Genomic DNA, 17,125 nt, shown 5'->3' on the forward strand with positions numbered 1-17,125 from the left:
ATGGCAATGGGCGTCGCAATGTTCGGCCTCTTTGGTGCGAGCACCGCTCTCTTTCTCTTCAAACTCAAGGGCTGAGCAATCGCTGCGCGAAGCCGCGCGATCGTTACCTACTGCTTTTGATCAGCTTGCAATCTTTTCCAGTTAGCCGACGTTTGTCTGTCGGTTCGCATTTGTGTGCGCATAGCGCTTGGCGCTCGGTTTACCCCTAGGCATAATCGTCCCGGTTTGCGCGCCGCACCATCGTTCATTCCCTCGTTTCGAAGTCTTCCCGTGCGCCCTCGCGGCGTGGAAGCGGGCTGCGGCGCGTCCTTCATTCTCTTCGACAAGGACCGACGCGTGACTCTCTGGTTTCTCGTATTTCTCAGCGTGCTGCAGGGCGTGACCGAACTCTTTCCGGTCAGCAGCCTGGGCCATACGCTGCTCGTTCCCGGCCTCATCGGGATGCATATCGACAAGCATGCGCCGCAGTTGCTGCCGTTTCTCGTCGCGCTGCATCTCGGCACGGCGCTCGCGCTGCTCTGGTATTTCCGCAAGCGTTGGCTTGCGCTGATCGGCGGCTGGTTCGCCTCGCTCGGCGGCCGCCGCAACGACGACGGCCATATGATGTGGGCGCTCATTATCGGCACGATCCCGACGGGCATCGTCGGTCTGCTGCTCGAAAAGCGCCTCGAAGCGATCTTTCACGATCTGCGGATCGTCGCGGCGGCGCTGATCGTCAATGGCGTGCTGCTGTGGCTCGGCGACCGGCTGCAGCGCAGCCGCGCCTCGCGCGCGCCGGAGAAACTCACGTTCAGGCAGGCGTTTCTGGTCGGCCTCGCGCAAATCGGCGCGCTGATTCCGGGCTTCTCGCGCAGCGGCCTGACGATGATCGCAGGCGTGGGCGCGGGCCTCACCGCGGAAGCGGCGGCGGAGTTCTCGTTTCTGCTCGGCACGCCGATCATCTTCGCCGCGGGCGTGCTCGAATTGCCGAAGCTCTTCCATGCGCCGGGCCAGTTGTTCGACGCGGTGCTGGGCGGCGTGCTGACGGGCATCGCGGCGTACTTGAGCGTGCGCTTTCTGATGCGCTATTTCGAGGGCCACGGGAAGCTGGCGTCGTTCGGCGTGTACTGCGTGATCGCGGGCATCTTCTTTCTCGGCTGGTTCATGATGCACGCGCAGCCGGTTTGATGCCGGCGCTCGCGCGGCGCGGCGGATGAGGTAAAATTCCGGGTTCACTGCCGCGCGAGCTTTGCGCGCAGTCGTTACCGCCCTTAGCTCAGTTGGATAGAGCAACGGCCTTCTAAGCCGTAGGTCACACGTTCGAATCGTGTAGGGCGGGCCAGCAGAATTACCAGGGGCCACGCATTGCGTGGCCCTTTCGCTTAAAGCGCAGGTAGTTAGCGTTCCTATGTAACTACGGCGCGACTTTGCAAAACTCAGACCTATGCGCTGGCCCGCTTCGTGCCAGCGTCCATCATCACGCGCTCGGGCGCGCGTTCCATACCGCGCCAGGCCGCGCCCATTTAGGCATGACCCGAAGCAATCACCCGAGCGTCGAAAAAGCGCCGCTCGCAGCCGGTGCGCGCATGCATCAACGTGGCGCGCGGTGCACCAACGTATCCGCGAAAGAGGGCGCATGAACAATCGAGCCTACGAATCGAGCGTCGCGCAATGCTCGCTATGGAATCGCAAGCAGATGCGTGTGGAAACGGATGACCGGCGCGTGCTCGTCGCATCGACGGAGCGCGCGCTCGGCGAATCGCTCGTCTCACTGTTCGGGCTGAAGGGCTTCCCGGCGCGCTTCGCGGCCGATGTGTCGTCGCTCGTCGATGGCGTCGAACGATGGCGCGCGCATGTCGTGTTCGCCGATACGCGCATCGGCGGGTACGGAAACTATGCGCTCGTGCGCGAGTTGCGCGCGCGTTGCGACGACGACGCGAGCCGCCTTGTCATCGCGATGAGCGGTTTTCTGCCCGAAGAGCCGCTCGCGCACCTCAGGGCCGCGGGCTACGACGGGCACTGTCGCCGTCCGTGTCCCGTCTGGCAGATGACCGACATTCTCGACGACTACTTCGCGTGTCATCGCGTGCGCTAGGCGGCTGCGCTGCCCGCATCGCGCGTGCATAGCTGCGCGGGCCGAACGCCGTGGAGAGCGCGATCATCGCGACGAGACTCGCCGCGAGCAGCGCCCACGACATCGTGAAGCCGCCGGTCGCATCGCGCACGATGCCCGCCACGACCGGCGCGACCGCCGCGATCACGAAGCCCACGCCCTGCACAAAGGCGACGAGACGCGCGGCGAGCGCGGGGTCGTCGGCATGATCGAGCGTCAGCACGAGCGTGAGCGCGAATACGCCGCCGAGACCGGCGCCCAGCAGCGCAACGGTCACGCCCGGCGCGGCGAGCGGCGCGCAGAGCAACAACGCGAAGCCCGCGAGTTGCGCGCAAAGGCCGGCTGCAATCCACGCGCGCCGATCGCGCGTGCGTCCGACGCGCGATGCGGCCATCGGCAAGAAAAGCGCGGAGATCGCCTGAAACACCGTGAGCATCGCGAGAAGCGCGCCGCTTTGCGTCACATCGCGGCCGAGTTGCTGGTAGTACGCGGGCATCCACGCGACGAGGCTCGTGTAGCCGCCATTGACGAGGCCGAAGAAGATGCCGAGCACCCACGCGCGGCGGTTCCTCATGAGCGAAGGCGAGGGCGCAGCGTGCCGCGTGGCGGGCGCATGAGGCAAGGGATCGGCGCGCATGAGCGCGAGCCATGCGGCAAGCGCGAGCAGCGCGGGCAGCGCCCAGCACGCGAGCGCGGCCTGCCACGATGCATGCGCGGCGACGCCCGGCGTGATGCTCGCGCCGAGGCCGCCGCCCGCCATCAGCGATGCCGAGTAGAGGCCCATCGCGAAGGGCAGGCGCATGGCGAAGCGCGTCTTCATCACGCCGGGCAAGAGCGCCTGAATGATCGCGACGCCCGTACCCGCAACCGCCGCGCTCGCGATGAACACGGCGGCGTTGCCCGCGACGATGCGCGCCGCGCACGCGCCGATGATCGCAACGAGACCGATCGCGACGCCGCGCGCATTGCCGATGGAACGCGATAACGCGCTTGCGCCGAACGCGCACACGCCCATCGCGACGACAGGCAGGCCCGTCAAGAGCGACGCGCCGCGAAACGAGAGTCCCGTCGCGGGAAGAATCACGCTCATCAGCGGGCTTACGGACGTGAGCAGCGGCCGCAAATTCAGCCCGATCGCGACGATGACCGCGAGCCACGCAAGACTGGACGCGCGCGAGTTCATCGCGAGAAATTCTCCGGAATCACGACGCCGTTCGCCATCACGAAGCGCCGCGCAGGACGCATTGCAACGGCGTGCGCGACGGTTTCCGCATCCACCAGCACGAGGTCCGCGCGCATGCCGGGCGCGAGGCCGTAGCGCTCGAAGCCGCATGCGCGTGCCGCTTCCGTCGATACGCAATCGAACGCGGCGGCGAGATCGTCGTCGCGGCGCAGGTCGTAGCGCATCGCAATGAGCATCGCGCGTTCGAGCATGTCGGGCGAACCGAAGGGCGTCCACGTATCGCGCACGCCATCGTTGCCGCCGAAGAGCGTCACGCCCGACGCGCGGGCTTCGCGAAACGGCGGCACGCTGACCGATGCCGGTGCGGTTGTCAGGATTCCGATGCAATCTCGCGCGATGCGTTCGAAGAGCGCGCCGCGCCGCGCGTCGGGCAATGCGCCGAGACAGAACGCGTGACTCACCACGACGCGGCCCTGATAGCCGTGCGCTTCGACGCGGTCGAGCAGAAGGTCGAACGTGAACGCGCCGAGTTCGCCCGGTTCGTGCAGATGGATGTCGATGGGCTTGCCGTGCTTCGTCGCGAGCGCGAAGGTCGTGTCGAGCGAGGCGGCCGGATCGCCGTCGATGGCCGCGGGATCGAGCGCGCCTAGCACATGCGCGCCCTCGCGCAGCGCGGCATCGAGCCATTCGCGCGTGCCGGCGCGCTTCATCACGCCCGATTGCGGGAACGCGACGATCTGCATGTCGAGCACGTCCGCGAGCGCATCGCGCGTCGCGAGCACGCTCTCGAGATGGCGAAGGCGGGCGTCGGTGTCGATATCGACGTGCGTGCGCAGGCGCGTCGTGCCCCGGCGCAAGAATTCGAGCGCGAGCGCGCGCGAGGACCGCGCGGCATCGTGTCCGCTTTGCGCCCGCCAGACGCGTTCGTTCTCGATTCGGTCGACGAGGCGCGCTCCCACCGCATTGCGATACCACGGCATGCCCCACGTCGTCTTGTCCAGATGCGTGTGGCCTTCGACGAAGCCCGGCAACAGCAGCATGCCCGCGCCATCGATGACGGCATCGCCCGCTGCTGGCGCGCGTTCGCCATGCGGCGCGATGGCGTCGATGATTGCGCCGCTCACGCGCACATCCGACAGCGCGCCGCCGAACGGCCGTGCGCCGATGATCCACGTCGAGTTCTGCATGGGAAGCGCGTTCCTCGGATTGCCCGGTTTTGGTTGACCATTCTAGCAACGGATGGTCAACCAAAAACGACGGATTGGTGATGCGCGGCATTCGGGCTTCGCTACAATCCGAAGCACTTCAACGCGCAAGGTCTGCACCGATGTCACCGTCCGATCACGATACGCCACCCGACGAACGCGTTCACGCGGCCATCACGTCCGCGCTGTTGCGGGGGAAGCTGCCGCCCGGCGCACAGCTCGTCGAACGCGAGCTGGCCGCTGCCTTCGATTGCACGCGCGGCGCGGTGCGCAAGGCGCTCGCGCGGCTCGGCGCGGAAGGCAAGCTCACGCTCGAAGCGAATCGCGGCGCGTTCGTGCCGTCGCCGTCGATCGAGGATATTCGTCATGCGTACCGCGCGCGCCAGGTCGTCGAGGCGGGCATCGTCGCGGCGCTGTGCGGCGGGCTCGGCACGCGCGCCAAACGCGCGCTGCGCGGCCACATCCGAAGCGAGAAGCGTGCGCTGAAAGCCGGCGATGCCGAAGAATGCGTGCGGCTCGCGGGGCAGTTCCATGTGCTGCTGGCGCGGCTGGCCGGTGCGCCGGAAATCGATACGTTTCTGGCGCGGCTTGTCGCCAAGACGGAGCTTTACAAGGCGCTATTCGATCCGTCGAAAGTGTCGAATTGCGCATCGGATGAACACGCCGGTCTCGTCGATGCGCTCGAAGCCGGCGATCTCGATGCCGCGCTCGCGGCGTGCGCCGCGCATCTGACGGAGATCGAGGCGCGCGTCATTGCACAGGCGAGCGCGCGGCGCGAAGGCGATCTCTCGACGCTGTTCGCGCAGAGCTAAAAAGAAGGCAAAACGGGCCGCATCGTTGCGATGCGGCCCGTTTCCGTCAGCGAATCCCGCATGGCGCGGGGTCAAACGTCGTCGAAACTTACTGCGAGAAGTTGAGCGCGTTCGTCAGGTCGCCCATCGGCTTGCCGCCGTTGGCCGTGAGCGCGGCGTCGCGCGAGGCGAGACCCGGCAGCGTCGGCAGCGAGAAGCGTTTCGTGATGAAGCGCAGGATCGACGTCGTGTCGTACTGCGTGTGATCGACGAAACCCTTCTTCGCATACGGCGAGACGATCAGCGCGGGAATGCGCGTGCCCGGACCCCAGCGGTCGCCCTTCGGCGGCGAGACGTGATCCCAGAAGCCGCCGTTCTCGTCGTACGTCACGACGACGACCATGTTGTTCCACTGCGGGCTCTTCTGCAGATGCGCGATCAAGTCGGCGATGTGCTGGTCGCCCGAAGCCACGTCCGTGTAACCCGCGTGCTCGTTCAGGTTGCCTTGCGGCTTGTAGAACGCGACTTGCGGCAGCGTGCCCGCGTCGATCGCCTTGATGAACTCCGCGCCGTTCGTGCCGCCGTCGAGCAGGTGCTGCGCGCGGTTGGCCGTGCCCGGCGCGAGATCGGCGAAGTAGTTGAACGGCTGATGATGCGTCTGGAAGTTCGGCACCGAATTCGTCGAGCCGCCGATGACCGAGCGGCTCGCGAGCGCCGCGCCCCACGATCCGCCGTACCACGCCCAGCTCACGCCGGCGTTGTTCAGCAGATCGCCGATATGCTGCTGCGTCTGCGGCGGCAGCGTCGTCGCCGCGCTCGGGTCCGCGAGCGTCGCATCGCCGCCCGAGGCCGGCGCGTTGCCGCTCGGCTGATACGGCGGCTGCATCGTGTTGACCGCGTAGAAGTCGGGCGTGAGATTGCCGGAATTCACGTACTTGGGCGCGCCGTCGAGCGCGGACGCCGGACTGTTCGATGCCAGCGTGAGCGACACGCCATCCGCGTTCACCGCCGAGATCGCACCTTTCGCGACGCTCTTGTCCGCGTTCGGATACGTCGGCGTGCACGCGCAGACGAGCCACTGGTGATTCAGGAACGAGCCGCCGAACGCGCCCATGAAGAAGTTGTCCGCGAGCGCGTACTGCTGCGCGACCTTCCACAGCGGAAGCTGCTGCGGCGGCGTGCTGTAGTGGCCCATCACCAGACCGCCGGAATCGGCCCAGGCGGCGAACTTGTCGTTCTTGCCGCCGTCGATCTGCATCTGGTTCTCGTAGAAGCGGTGATACAGGTCGCGCGTCGTGACCGAAAGCGGCGTGTTGAAGCCCTTCGGATCGTCGATGGCGAAGGGCGCGTTCGGCAGATTCGCCGTCATCGCTTCGCCGATGGCGGGCGTCACGCCCGTCGCGGTAAGGCCGCCCCAGATTTTCGGCAGCGTCGCGAGCACCGCGCCGTTGCGGTCGACTTGCTGCGCGCTCGCCGCCGTCACGTTCTGCAGACCGTTCGCGCCGGGAAAGCTCCCGTACAGATTGTCGAAGCTGCGGTTTTCCGCGTAGATCACGACGACGTTCTTCACCGACGAAATATCGCTGTTGCGATGATCGTCGCCGCCGCACGCGTAAAATCCGATTGCGAGCGCCGATGCGAGCGGCACTGCGCAAACGAGTTTCTTGTTCATGGGGGTCTCTCTTGTGTTGGAAGCCGGCGCTTGACGTGATTTCGTCGGTCAACGAGACCTTTGCCCGCCGGCGTGCGCAGTGTCGCAACGCTGTTTTACGCGAAGATGTAAATGTGCTTTCGATTTCGTAATGTCGCGTTAATAAAGCTTGCAGCGCGAACGCCGCATATCGGGTGCGCGGGCTGTCATATGTAAGACACATTGCCGACCTACGCTGCGGCATCTTTCGTTTTTCATCTCACGTTCATGCTTTCGATGCGTCTGCCGGCGGTAGTCTGTTCACTCGCGCTTGCCGCGCTGTCCGTCGCGCTCAGCGGCTGCGACTCGCGCGCGGCGACCAGCGCCGCCGCACAGCCGAAAGGCCAGTCGCGTGCGGAAGTCTTCGCGCATGTGAAGCAGACGTCGTCGCTGGGCGAGAAGCTCTTTCTCGATCCATCGCTCTCCGGTTCGGGCAAACTCGCGTGCGCGTCGTGCCATAGTCCGAGTCATGCGTTCGGGCCGCCCAATGCGTTGCCGGTGCAACTCGGCGGCAGCGACATGCATCGGCCGGGCATTCGCGCGGTGCCGTCGCTCAGGTATCTGCAATCGGTGCCGCAATTCACCGAGCATTTCCACGATTCCGACGACGAAGGCGACGAAAGCGTCGATGCCGGCCCGACCGGCGGCCTCACGTGGGATGGCCGCGTCGATCACGGATCGGATCAGGCGCGCATTCCGCTCTTGTCGTCGTTCGAAATGGGCAGCACGCCGGCGAAGGTCGCGGCAGCCGTGAAAGCCGCGCCGTATGCCGACGATTTCCGCCGCGCGTTCGGCGGGAACGTCTTCGATAGCGACGACAAGGCGTTCGCCGCCGTGCTCGAATCGCTCGAAGCCTACGAGCAGACGCCGCGGACGTTCTTTCCGTACACGAGCAAGTTCGATGCGTTTCTCGCCGGCCGCGCGAAGCTCAACGACGCGGAACTGCACGGCCTCGAGCTTTTCAACGACGAGAAGAAGGGCAACTGCGCGGCGTGTCATATCAGCCAGCGCGCGAAGGACGGCTCGCCGCCGCAGTTCAGCGATTTCGGTCTGATCGCGATCGGCGTGCCGCGCAATCGCGCGTTGCCCGCGAACACGAACCCGGCTTATCACGATCTCGGCGCATGCGGTCCCGAGCGCACCGATCTCAAGGGCCGCGACGAATTTTGCGGGCTCTTTCGCACGCCGTCGCTGCGCAATGTCGCCACGCGCAAGACCTTCTTCCACAACGGCATCTATCACTCGCTCGACGATGTCGTGCGCTTCTACGTGGAGCGCGACACGAACCCCGAGAAGTTCTATCCGGTGTCGAAGAAAGGCGTCGTCGCGAAGTTCGACGACCTGCCGCGCCGCTACTGGGACAACGTCAACACGGAACCGCCGTTCGACCGCAAGCGCGGCGACAAGCCCGCGCTCGACGAATCCGAGATAAGGGACGTGGTCGCGTTCCTTCACACGCTCACCGACGGCTACGATCCGGCGAAGGACCCCGACGCGCAAAAGGGCACGGCCATCGGCGAGATGAAGTCCGCCGCCAACTGACGCGAGGCGGGCCGGCGCGGGCGGCGCGGGCGCTGCCGCATGCTATTCTCGTTGCACTCCGGCTGCCGCGCGATCCATGGCGTTGCGCAGCCGGACGTTTTTGCAACGAGGAGGGACTTCATGCCGATTCATCAACGAGCGCTCGCTCGAGCCTGCATCCGGACGATCGCGGCCGCCGCGCTCGTCACCGCCGCATCGGGCGCTTTCGCCGCCAATCTGGGCTTTCTCACCAACACGCCTATCACCTACATGAAGCAGCGCGATCTGCAGGCGCTCAACAAGGCCGCGCAAACGGCGCTGGAGACGAAGCAGGACGGCGAATCGCTCGACTGGAACAACGAGGGCACGGGCAATACGGTCGCCATCGAAGGGAAGGTGACGCCGCATGAGACGTTCGAATCGGATGGCCTGAAGTGCCGCAAGATCACGCTCGTCGCGAACGCGAAAGGGCAGACGCAGACCTGGACGCCGACCGCCTGCCGGGAGGCGAGCGGCCATTGGAAGCTCAAGAAGCAATGAGCGGCGACCGAGCGAGCGCGCGATGACCGGCCGCACCGTATCGTGCGGCGTGGTCATCCTGAACGCACAGGGCGACGTGCTGCTCTGCCACGCCACCGAGACCTCCCACTGGGACGTGCCCAAGGGCCAGGCCGATCCCGGCGAGGACCCGCGCGACGCCGCGTTGCGCGAGCTGGTCGAGGAGACGGGCATCGTGCTGTCTGCCGAGCGGCTGGCGCATCTGAAGGACCTTGGCCGCTTCGTCTATCGGCGCGACAAGGACCTGCACCTCTTCGCCGTGCGCGTGCCCGAGGACGAAGTGAACCTCGAAAATTGCGTGTGCGAATCGTTTTTCCCGCGCTACACCGATGGCACGATGATTCCCGAGATGGATGCCTACCGCTGGGTCAGCGTGACCGAAGTGGATCGCTTCGCGAGCCGCAGCCTCGCGCGGCTCTTTCAGACGACGCTTTCGCTCGCCGAATTACACGAAACGCTCGACTGAGCGCTGAACCGAGCGCGGCGCATTATTTGGCCGGCCGGTCGTTGGGATTCGCGAAGAGCGCCTTCATTTCCGGCGACATCGGGAATCGCAGATTGATGCCGTCGGGCGGAATCGGCTGCGTGAACCACGCGGCGTAGAGTTTCTCCGCTTCGCCGGAGCGCTGCATGCCGGCGATCACGTCGTCGACGATGCGCTTGAACGCCGTGTCGCCCTTGCGCATCATGCAGCCGTAGGCCTCGTTCGCGAGGGACTCGCCCGTCACCGTGTATTCGTCGCGCGCCGCGCCTTCGTCGGCAATCTGTCCGTAGAGCAGCGGGTCGTCCATCACGAAGGCGACCGCGCGATCGCTCTTGAGCGCGGCGAACCCTTCGGCGTGATCGCGCGCGCTGATGATCCGCATGTTGAGCTTGCGCTCCATCGTCATCTGCCGGAGGATGCGCTCGTCCGACGTGCCCGCCGTTGTCGCGACCGTCTTGCCGGCGAGATCGGCGTAATCGCGAATGCCCGACTTGCGCTTGACCGCCATGCGGATGCCGTACTGGAAGAAGCTGTTCGAGAACGCGACGAGCGGGTCGCGGTCGACGAGATGCGCGGTCGAGCCGCATTCCAGATCGACCTGATTGTTGACCACATACGAGATGCGATTCGCGGACGTCACCACGACGTTTTTCACCGCGAGCTCCGGCATCTTGAGCCGCCGCTTGACCTCGTCGACGACCTTCAGCGCGATCGCATACGAGTAGCCGGTGGGCTGCTGCTTCACCATGTAGGAGAACGGAATGGACGATTCGCGCACGCCCAGCACGATTGCGCCGTTCTCCGCGATCTTGCGAAGCGTGGCCGAAGGCGGCATCTGCTCGATGGCCGCCTGCGCGGGAACGGCCGGCGCGGCAGTGGCAGCGTGCGCGGCGGCCGTCGCGAACGAGAACGCGGCCGCCGCGATCACGCAGGCGTTGCGGCATGTCCGCGCGCGAGGGCGCGCGGGCGACTGCGGCAGCTTCATGATGTCCTCGTTCGTGGCGGCCGTGTCAATGCACGGCATGTTCGTTAGACAACGACGCCCGCGCGTCAGGCCGGCTTGCCCCAGCTGTCGCGCAGGCTCACGATCCGGTTGAACACCGGCTTGCCCGGCTGCGAATCCACGCGATCCGCGACGAAGTATCCGTGCCGTTCGAACTGGAAGCGGTCTTCGGGCATCGCTTCGCGCGCGCTCGGCTCTAGATACGCGTTCACGACGCGCTTCGACTCCGGGTTGAGCGCATCCAGAAACTCCGCGCCGCCCGCGCCGGGCTGCGGCTCCCGGAAAAGCCGGTCGTAAATGCGCACTTCGGCCGGATAAGCGGTGGCCGCGCTGACCCAGTGGATCGTGCCCTTGACCTTGTACGCGTTCGCGCCTTCCGTGCCCGACTTGCTGTCCGGGAAGTAATTGCAATGGACGGCGATCACGTTGCCGTTTTCGTCCTTTTCCGCGCCCGTGCATTCCACGACGAAACCGTACTTGAGCCGCACCTTGTTGCCGGGGAAGAGGCGGAAATAGCCCTTCGGCGGCGTTTCCTGAAAGTCCTCGCGCTCGATCCACAACTCGCGCGAAAACGGGAACGTGCGCGTGCCGCGATCCGCGTGATGTGGATGCACCGGCGCGCTGCACTCGTCGGTCCGGCCTTCCGGATAGTTGTCGATGACGAGCTTCAACGGATCGAGCACGCAGATGGCGCGCGGCGCCTTTTCGTCGAGATCGTCGCGCAGCGCGCCTTCGAGCACGCTCATGTCGATCCACGAATCCACTTTCGTCACGCCGACGCGCTCCACCATCAGGCGGATGCTTTCCGGCGTGAAGCCGCGCCGCCGCACGCCGACGATGGTCGGCATGCGCGGATCGTCCCAGCCGTCCACGTGGCCTTCCTGCACGAGTTGCAGCAGCTTGCGCTTGCTAGTGATCGCATACGTGAGGTTCAGGCGCGAAAACTCGATTTGCTGCGGCAGCGGGCGCGCGAACACGCCGTCGTTCGCGAGTTGCGCGAGGAACCAGTCATAAAGCGGGCGATGATCCTCGAACTCCAGCGTGCACAGCGAATGCGTGATGTTCTCGAGCGCGTCCGACACGCAATGCGCGTAGTCGTACATCGGGTAGATGCACCAGGTGTCGCCCGTGCGGTAGTGGTGCGCGAAGCGGATGCGGTAGATGACCGGGTCGCGCATGTTGAAGTTGGGCGACGCCATGTCGATCTTCGCGCGCAGCACATGCTCGCCTTCCTTGAACTCGCCCGCCTTCATGCGGCGGAAGAGGTCGAGGTTCTCTTCGGGCGTGCGGCTGCGGTACGGCGAGTCGATGCCCGCTTCGGTGGCCGAGCCGCGCGTCGCGCGCATTTCTTCGGCGCTCTGGCTGTCGACATACGCCTGGCCCTTCTTGATGAGCATTTCGGCGAACTCGTACAGCTTGCCGTAATAGTCGCTCGCGAAGTACTTGTGCTCGCGGCCATCCTTCGTCCAGTCGAAGCCGAGCCATTTCACCGCGTCGATGATCGAATCGACATATTCGACGCTTTCCTTCTCCGGATTCGTGTCGTCGAAACGCAGGTGACACACGCCGCCGTAGTCCGCCGCGAGGCCGAAATTCACGCAGATGCTCTTCGCATGGCCGATATGCAGATAGCCGTTCGGCTCGGGCGGAAAGCGCGTTTCGACGCGCTGCGCCCATTTGCCGGAGCGGTTGTCGTCCTCGATGATGTTGCGGATGAAATTGGATGGCGCCGGGGCGTCGTTGCGATCGGTATTCATGCGAAAAAGGGTGCCAGCGGATGCGCTCGCGCGCGTGAAACGGTTCGAGGACGCGTCTTTCGGAAGGCGCGTTCGGAATGTCCTGAATATCGGGTCGATTCTACCTTACGCAACCGGCGCGGGCAGGCGCGGCGCGCCGCTCGCGCGCCGTTCGGCGGCGCGGCGTCGGAATCGGACGTAACGACCGTAACGGGACGTAAATCGGCTTGTTGAGCGCGCAACGCGGATTTTAAGATCGGCTCGCCGCGTGGGGCTCCGATCCCGGCGACAGCGTCATCGAAGACATCACAACGACAACACAACGACAAACAAGGAAGCCAACCATGAAGAAGATCGCCATCACGACCGTCAAGCTCGCGTCTGCCGCCGCGCTCGTCGCGAGCCTCGCCGCCTGTTCGGGCATGTCGCGGCAGCAGGCGCACGCGGCCATCGGCGCGGGCGCGGGCGGCGCGCTCGGCTACGTGCTGACGGGCGGCCCGATCGGAACCATCGCCGGCGCGGCGGCGGGCGGGCTGATCGGCGCGGGCACGCGCTAAGGACGAAGCGCGGCGCTTCGCGGGCGGCGAGGGCGATTGATCGGCGAGGGCGGCGGGCGGCGGGCGGCGGCTCATCCCTAGCGTCACGACAGAGCGCAGCGGCAGCGAACCCCGCGCGTCCTCCATCGAAGGAGATCGCGATAACGAGCACGCGCCCGCGTCGGCGTCAAATGACCTTGCCGGCCCGCAACTGCGCGATTCGCGCCTCGTCGTAGCCGAGAACGTCCGACAGCACGTCGACGGTATGCTCGCCGAGCATCGGCGGATGCGTGCGCGCTTCGGGCGGCGTCGCGCTCATTTTGATCGGGTTCGCGACGAGCTTCACCGCGCCGCCTTCCGGATGCGGCAACTCTATCCGCATCCTGCGCGCGAGCACCTGCGGGTCCTCGAACACTTCGGACAGGTCGTTGATCGGCCCGCACGGCACGCCGGCCGCCTCGAGCGCCGCGAGCCATTCGTGCTTGCCTTTTTCGCGGACCATGTCGGCGAGAATCGGCACGAGCACGTCGCGATTGCGCACGCGCGACGGATTCGCAGCGAAGCGCGCATCGTCCGCGAGTTGCGCGCGCCCGCCCGCGGCGACGAACTTGCGAAACTGCCCGTCGTTGCCCACCGCGACGATGATCCAGCCATCGCTCGTCTGGAACGTCTGATACGGCACGATGTTCGGATGCGCGTTGCCCCAGCGCACCGGCGGCTTGCCGCTCGCGAGAAAGTTCGTGTTCATGTTGGCGAGCATCGCGACCTGCACGTCCAGCAGCGCCATGTCGATGTATTGCCCTTCGCCCGTCCGGTCCCGATGCGCGAGCGCCGCGAGCACGCCGACGGTCGCGTACATGCCGGTCATCAGATCGGCAATGGCGACGCCGGCCTTCTGCGGACCGCCGCCCGGCTGCCCGTCGCGCTCGCCGGTGATGCTCATGAACCCGCCGATGCCCTGAATGATGAAGTCGTAACCCGCGCGCTCGGCATACGGCCCGGTCTGCCCGAAGCCCGTCACCGAGCAATAGACGATGTCCGGCTTCATGGCCTTCAGCGACGCGTAGTCGAGGCCGTACTTTTTCAACTGCCCGACCTTGTAGTTCTCCAGCACGACATCGCTTCTCGCGGCCAGTTCGCGCACGATGCGCTGGCCTTCGGGCGTCGCGATATCGACCGTCACGGAGCGCTTGTTGCGGTTCGCCGCGAGATAGTACGCGGCTTCGCGCGTGTCCTCGCCGTCGGGCTTTTTCAGGTACGGCGGCCCCCAGTGACGCGTGTCGTCGCCCGTTTCGGGCCGCTCGACCTTGATGACGTCCGCGCCGAGATCGCTCAAGGTCTGCGCGCACCACGGACCCGCCAGCACGCGGGTGAGGTCGAGTACGCGGATATGGCTCAGGGCTCCCATTCGATGTGTCGCTCGCTTGAAGATGATCGGATGTCGTTTCGCGCGCTCGGCGCCGTATCCACGACTGTCGCATGAAACGCCGCGCGCGCGAAAGCGGGGCGAACCGCGATGCGAACCTCGGGTTCGGCGCGGGGCCGTTATCCGGCGGGCGCGCGCGGCGAATCCCGTATAATCGAACATTCCCTCGCCTGCCCGAAAGTCCCGTCGCAGGGCCCTTCCAGGCAACACCGAAAACCGCATCAAGAGAACGCAGAACGCGCCCGCCCAGCCATGAAAGCCGCCGAAATACGCGAGAAATTCCTGAAGTTCTTCGAATCGAAGGGCCATACGATCGTCCGCTCGTCGAGCCTCGTGCCGGGCAACGACCCGACGCTGCTCTTCACGAACTCGGGCATGGTCCAGTTCAAGGATGTTTTCCTGGGCGCCGAATCGCGGCCCTACACGCGCGCGACCACCGCGCAGCGCAGCGTGCGCGCGGGCGGCAAGCACAACGATCTGGAAAACGTCGGCTACACGGCGCGGCATCACACGTTCTTCGAGATGCTCGGCAACTTCTCGTTCGGCGACTACTTCAAGCGCGACGCTATCCACTATTGCTGGGAGCTGCTGACGAAGGTCTACATGCTGCCCGCCGGGAAGCTGACCGTCACCGTCTATCAGGAAGACGACGAAGCCTACGACATCTGGGCGAAGGAAATCGGCGTGCCGGCCGAGCGCATCATCCGCATCGGCGACAACAAGGGCGCGCGTTACGCATCGGACAATTTCTGGCAGATGGCCGACACCGGCCCATGCGGTCCGTGCTCCGAAGTGTTCTACGATCACGGCCCGGAAATCCGGGGCGGCCCGCCGGGGTCGCCGGAAGAAGACGGCGACCGCTTCATCGAGATCTGGAACCTCGTGTTCATGCAGTTCAACCGCGACGCGCAAGGCAACATGACGCCGCTGCCCAAGCAATGCGTCGATACGGGCATGGGCCTGGAGCGTCTCGCGGCGGTCTTGCAGCACGTTCACAGCAATTACGAAATCGACTTGTTCCAGAACCTCATCAAGGCCGCCGCGCGTGAAACGAACACGCCGGATCTGGAAAACAATTCGCTGAAGGTTATCGCGGACCACATCCGCGCGTGCTCGTTCCTGATCGTCGACGGCGTCATTCCCGGCAACGAAGGCCGCGGCTACGTGCTGCGCCGCATCGTGCGCCGCGCGATCCGCCACGGCTACAAGCTCGGCAAGAAGGGCGCGTTTTTCCACAAGCTCGTGCCGGACCTCGTCGCGGAAATGGGCGCGGCGTATCCCGAACTGAAAGACGCGCAGCAGCGCGTGACGGACGTGCTGCGTCAGGAAGAAGAGCGTTTCTTCGAGACCATCGAGCACGGCATGTCGATTCTCGAAGGCGAGCTCGCCGATCTCGACAAGAAGGGCGTGAAGCAACTGGACGGCGAACTCGCGTTCAAGCTGCACGACACGTACGGCTTTCCGCTCGACCTGACCGCCGACGTCTGCCGCGAGCGCGGCGTGACGGTCGACGAACCCGCCTTCGACGACGCGATGGCCCGCCAGCGCGATCAGGCGCGCGCCGCCGGCAAATTCAAACTCGCGGCGGGCCTCGAATACTCGGGCGCGAAGTCCACGTTCCACGGCTACGAGAAGGAAATTTTCGACGACGCGAAAATCCTCGCGATCTATGTCGAAGGCGCATCGGTTCAGGAAGCGCAAGCCGGCCAGCAAGCGGTCGTCGTGCTGGACCACACGCCGTTCTACGCGGAATCAGGCGGACAGGTGGGCGATCAGGGCGTGCTCGTGAATGCCGCGACGCGCTTCGAAGTCGCCGACACGCTCAAGGTGCAGGCCGATGTCGTCGGTCATCACGGCACGGTCGCGCAGGGCACGCTCAAGGTCGGCGATGTCGTGAAGGCGCAAATCGACGCCATCCGCCGCGCCCGCACCGCCCGCAATCACTCGGTCACGCACCTGATGCACAAGGCGCTGCGCGAAGTGCTCGGCGGCCATGTGCAGCAAAAAGGCTCGCTCGTCGATGCCGACAAGACGCGCTTCGACTTCGCGCACAACGCGCCGATGACGGACGAGCAGATCCGCCGCGTCGAGCAGATCGTCAACGAGGAAATCATCGCGAACGCGCCGGGCGTCGTGCGCGTGATGCCTTACGACGAAGCGGTGAAGGGCGGCGCGATGGCGCTCTTCGGCGAGAAATACGGCGACACCGTGCGCGTGCTGGATCTCGGCTTCTCGCGCGAACTGTGCGGCGGCACGCACGTGCAGCGCACCGGCGACATCGGCTTCTTCAAGATCGTCATGGAAGGCGGCGTGGCGGCGGGCATTCGCCGCGTCGAAGCCATCACCGGCGACAACGCCGTGCGTTACGTGCAGGAACTCGATGCGCGCATCAACGCGGCGGCGAGCGTGCTGAAGGCGCAGCCGGCGGAACTCACGCAGCGCATCGCGCAGGTTCAGGAACATGTGAAGTCGCTGGAAAAGGAACTCGGTCTGCTCAAGTCGAAGCTCGCATCGAGCCAGGGCGACGAACTCGCATCGCAAGCCGTCGATGTCGCCGGCGTGCAGGTGCTCGCCGCGCAGCTCGAAGGCGCCGACGTGAAGACGCTGCGCGAAACCGTCGACAAGCTGAAGGACAAGCTGAAGAGCGCGGCCATCGTGCTCGCGTCCGTCGATGGCGGCAAGGTCAGCCTGATCGCGGGCGTGACGCCGGATGCATCGAAGAAGGTGAAGGCGGGCGAACTCGTCAATTTCGTCGCGCAGCAAGTGGGCGGCAAGGGCGGCGGGCGTCCGGACATGGCGCAGGCAGGCGGCACGGAACCCGCGAAGCTGCCCGCTGCGCTCGCTGGCGTGACCGGCTGGGTGCAGCAGCAGCTTTAAACATCGCGCATAAACGAGAAGCG

The 17,125-nt window shown here is 65.6% G+C and carries 14 protein-coding genes and 1 tRNA gene; 9 read left to right on the forward strand and 6 right to left on the reverse strand.

Features of this window, described 5'->3' with window-relative positions; all coding sequences use genetic code 11:
* Positions 1–336: 336 nt before the first annotated feature.
* The 3 genes from LDZ27_RS05100 to LDZ27_RS05110 all read left to right on the forward strand — a co-directional run bounded on the left by LDZ27_RS05100 (position 337) and on the right by LDZ27_RS05110 (position 2,074).
* Positions 337–1,167 carry an undecaprenyl-diphosphate phosphatase gene (locus LDZ27_RS05100; protein WP_244815624.1) on the forward strand — a complete coding sequence of 277 codons (831 nt, stop codon included), beginning with the start codon at positions 337–339 and terminating at the stop codon, positions 1,165–1,167.
* Between the two features lie 77 nt (positions 1,168–1,244).
* Positions 1,245–1,321 (forward strand) — tRNA-Arg (locus tag LDZ27_RS05105).
* A gap of 294 nt (positions 1,322–1,615) precedes the next feature.
* A complete protein-coding gene (locus LDZ27_RS05110; RefSeq protein WP_244815625.1) occupies positions 1,616–2,074 on the forward strand; it encodes a hypothetical protein in 459 nt (152 codons plus the stop codon).
* Here LDZ27_RS05110 and LDZ27_RS05115 read toward each other — a convergent pair.
* Both LDZ27_RS05115 and LDZ27_RS05120 read right to left on the reverse strand, forming a co-directional pair.
* Positions 1,974–3,275 carry a cyanate transporter gene (locus LDZ27_RS05115; RefSeq protein ID WP_244815626.1) on the reverse strand — a complete coding sequence of 434 codons (1,302 nt, stop codon included), beginning with the start codon at positions 3,273–3,275 and terminating at the stop codon, positions 1,974–1,976. The two genes, LDZ27_RS05110 and LDZ27_RS05115, sit on opposite strands and share 101 nt — an antisense overlap.
* Positions 3,272–4,462, reverse strand: a complete 1,191-nt coding sequence (locus LDZ27_RS05120; protein WP_244815627.1) for an amidohydrolase family protein — start codon at positions 4,460–4,462, stop codon at positions 3,272–3,274. Before LDZ27_RS05120 ends, LDZ27_RS05115 begins: the two co-directional genes overlap by 4 nt.
* A gap of 140 nt (positions 4,463–4,602) precedes the next feature.
* On the opposite strand from LDZ27_RS05120, the gene LDZ27_RS05125 reads away from it, so the two are divergent.
* Positions 4,603–5,292, forward strand: coding sequence for a GntR family transcriptional regulator (locus LDZ27_RS05125; protein ID WP_244815628.1), 690 nt, complete (start codon positions 4,603–4,605; stop codon positions 5,290–5,292).
* A gap of 88 nt (positions 5,293–5,380) precedes the next feature.
* On the opposite strand, the gene LDZ27_RS05130 is transcribed toward LDZ27_RS05125, so the two are convergent.
* Positions 5,381–6,943, reverse strand: coding sequence for an acid phosphatase (locus LDZ27_RS05130; RefSeq protein ID WP_244815629.1), 1,563 nt, complete (start codon positions 6,941–6,943; stop codon positions 5,381–5,383).
* A gap of 246 nt (positions 6,944–7,189) precedes the next feature.
* On the opposite strand from LDZ27_RS05130, the gene LDZ27_RS05135 reads away from it, so the two are divergent.
* From LDZ27_RS05135 to LDZ27_RS05145, 3 genes are all read left to right on the forward strand, one after another.
* Complete coding sequence (locus LDZ27_RS05135) at positions 7,190–8,503, forward strand: cytochrome-c peroxidase (protein ID WP_244816043.1); 1,314 nt, start codon at positions 7,190–7,192, stop codon at positions 8,501–8,503.
* A gap of 120 nt (positions 8,504–8,623) precedes the next feature.
* The gene (locus LDZ27_RS05140) at positions 8,624–9,022 is read left to right on the forward strand and encodes an RT0821/Lpp0805 family surface protein (protein WP_244815630.1); all 399 of its coding nucleotides are present in this window, start codon (positions 8,624–8,626) and stop codon (positions 9,020–9,022) included.
* Positions 9,023–9,044: 22 nt separating this feature from the next.
* Positions 9,045–9,506 carry an NUDIX hydrolase gene (locus LDZ27_RS05145; protein ID WP_244815631.1) on the forward strand — a complete coding sequence of 154 codons (462 nt, stop codon included), beginning with the start codon at positions 9,045–9,047 and terminating at the stop codon, positions 9,504–9,506.
* Between the two features lie 22 nt (positions 9,507–9,528).
* Here LDZ27_RS05145 and LDZ27_RS05150 read toward each other — a convergent pair whose 3' ends face one another.
* Both LDZ27_RS05150 and LDZ27_RS05155 read right to left on the reverse strand, forming a co-directional pair.
* Positions 9,529–10,509: a transporter substrate-binding domain-containing protein gene (locus LDZ27_RS05150; RefSeq protein ID WP_244815632.1), complete on the reverse strand. Its 981-nt coding sequence runs from the start codon at positions 10,507–10,509 to the stop codon at positions 9,529–9,531.
* Positions 10,510–10,574: 65 nt separating this feature from the next.
* A complete protein-coding gene (locus LDZ27_RS05155; protein ID WP_244815633.1) occupies positions 10,575–12,284 on the reverse strand; it encodes a glutamine--tRNA ligase/YqeY domain fusion protein in 1,710 nt (569 codons plus the stop codon).
* Positions 12,285–12,607: 323 nt separating this feature from the next.
* Between LDZ27_RS05155 and LDZ27_RS05160 the strand changes: the two genes are divergently transcribed.
* Positions 12,608–12,820 carry an ornithine carbamoyltransferase gene (locus LDZ27_RS05160; protein ID WP_244815634.1) on the forward strand — a complete coding sequence of 71 codons (213 nt, stop codon included), beginning with the start codon at positions 12,608–12,610 and terminating at the stop codon, positions 12,818–12,820.
* Between the two features lie 166 nt (positions 12,821–12,986).
* On the opposite strand, the gene LDZ27_RS05165 is transcribed toward LDZ27_RS05160, so the two are convergent.
* A complete protein-coding gene (locus LDZ27_RS05165) occupies positions 12,987–14,207 on the reverse strand; it encodes a CaiB/BaiF CoA-transferase family protein (RefSeq protein ID WP_244815635.1) in 1,221 nt (406 codons plus the stop codon).
* 270 nt (positions 14,208–14,477) lie between these two features.
* On the opposite strand from LDZ27_RS05165, the gene alaS reads away from it, so the two are divergent.
* Positions 14,478–17,102, forward strand: coding sequence for an alanine--tRNA ligase (alaS, locus tag LDZ27_RS05170; protein WP_244815636.1), 2,625 nt, complete (start codon positions 14,478–14,480; stop codon positions 17,100–17,102).
* Positions 17,103–17,125: the final 23 nt, after the last annotated feature.

This window comes from Caballeronia sp. Lep1P3 (genome assembly GCF_022879595.1).
GTDB lineage: Bacteria > Pseudomonadota > Gammaproteobacteria > Burkholderiales > Burkholderiaceae > Caballeronia.

Excerpts from the sequence above, each read along its gene's own strand:
- LDZ27_RS05110 (WP_244815625.1), top strand. The coding sequence starts at position 1,616 with ATGAACAATCGAGCCTACGAATCGAGCGTCGCGCAATGCTCGCTATGG.
- LDZ27_RS05115 (WP_244815626.1), bottom strand. The coding sequence starts at position 3,275 with ATGAACTCGCGCGCGTCCAGTCTTGCGTGGCTCGCGGTCATCGTCGCG.
- LDZ27_RS05120 (WP_244815627.1), bottom strand. The coding sequence starts at position 4,462 with ATGCAGAACTCGACGTGGATCATCGGCGCACGGCCGTTCGGCGGCGCG.
- LDZ27_RS05125 (WP_244815628.1), top strand. The coding sequence starts at position 4,603 with ATGTCACCGTCCGATCACGATACGCCACCCGACGAACGCGTTCACGCG.
- LDZ27_RS05130 (WP_244815629.1), bottom strand. The coding sequence starts at position 6,943 with ATGAACAAGAAACTCGTTTGCGCAGTGCCGCTCGCATCGGCGCTCGCA.
- LDZ27_RS05135 (WP_244816043.1), top strand. The coding sequence starts at position 7,190 with ATGCTTTCGATGCGTCTGCCGGCGGTAGTCTGTTCACTCGCGCTTGCC.
- LDZ27_RS05140 (WP_244815630.1), top strand. The coding sequence starts at position 8,624 with ATGCCGATTCATCAACGAGCGCTCGCTCGAGCCTGCATCCGGACGATC.
- LDZ27_RS05145 (WP_244815631.1), top strand. The coding sequence starts at position 9,045 with ATGACCGGCCGCACCGTATCGTGCGGCGTGGTCATCCTGAACGCACAG.
- LDZ27_RS05150 (WP_244815632.1), bottom strand. The coding sequence starts at position 10,509 with ATGAAGCTGCCGCAGTCGCCCGCGCGCCCTCGCGCGCGGACATGCCGC.
- LDZ27_RS05155 (WP_244815633.1), bottom strand. The coding sequence starts at position 12,284 with ATGAATACCGATCGCAACGACGCCCCGGCGCCATCCAATTTCATCCGC.
- LDZ27_RS05160 (WP_244815634.1), top strand. The coding sequence starts at position 12,608 with ATGAAGAAGATCGCCATCACGACCGTCAAGCTCGCGTCTGCCGCCGCG.
- LDZ27_RS05165 (WP_244815635.1), bottom strand. The coding sequence starts at position 14,207 with ATGGGAGCCCTGAGCCATATCCGCGTACTCGACCTCACCCGCGTGCTG.
- alaS (WP_244815636.1), top strand. The coding sequence starts at position 14,478 with ATGAAAGCCGCCGAAATACGCGAGAAATTCCTGAAGTTCTTCGAATCG.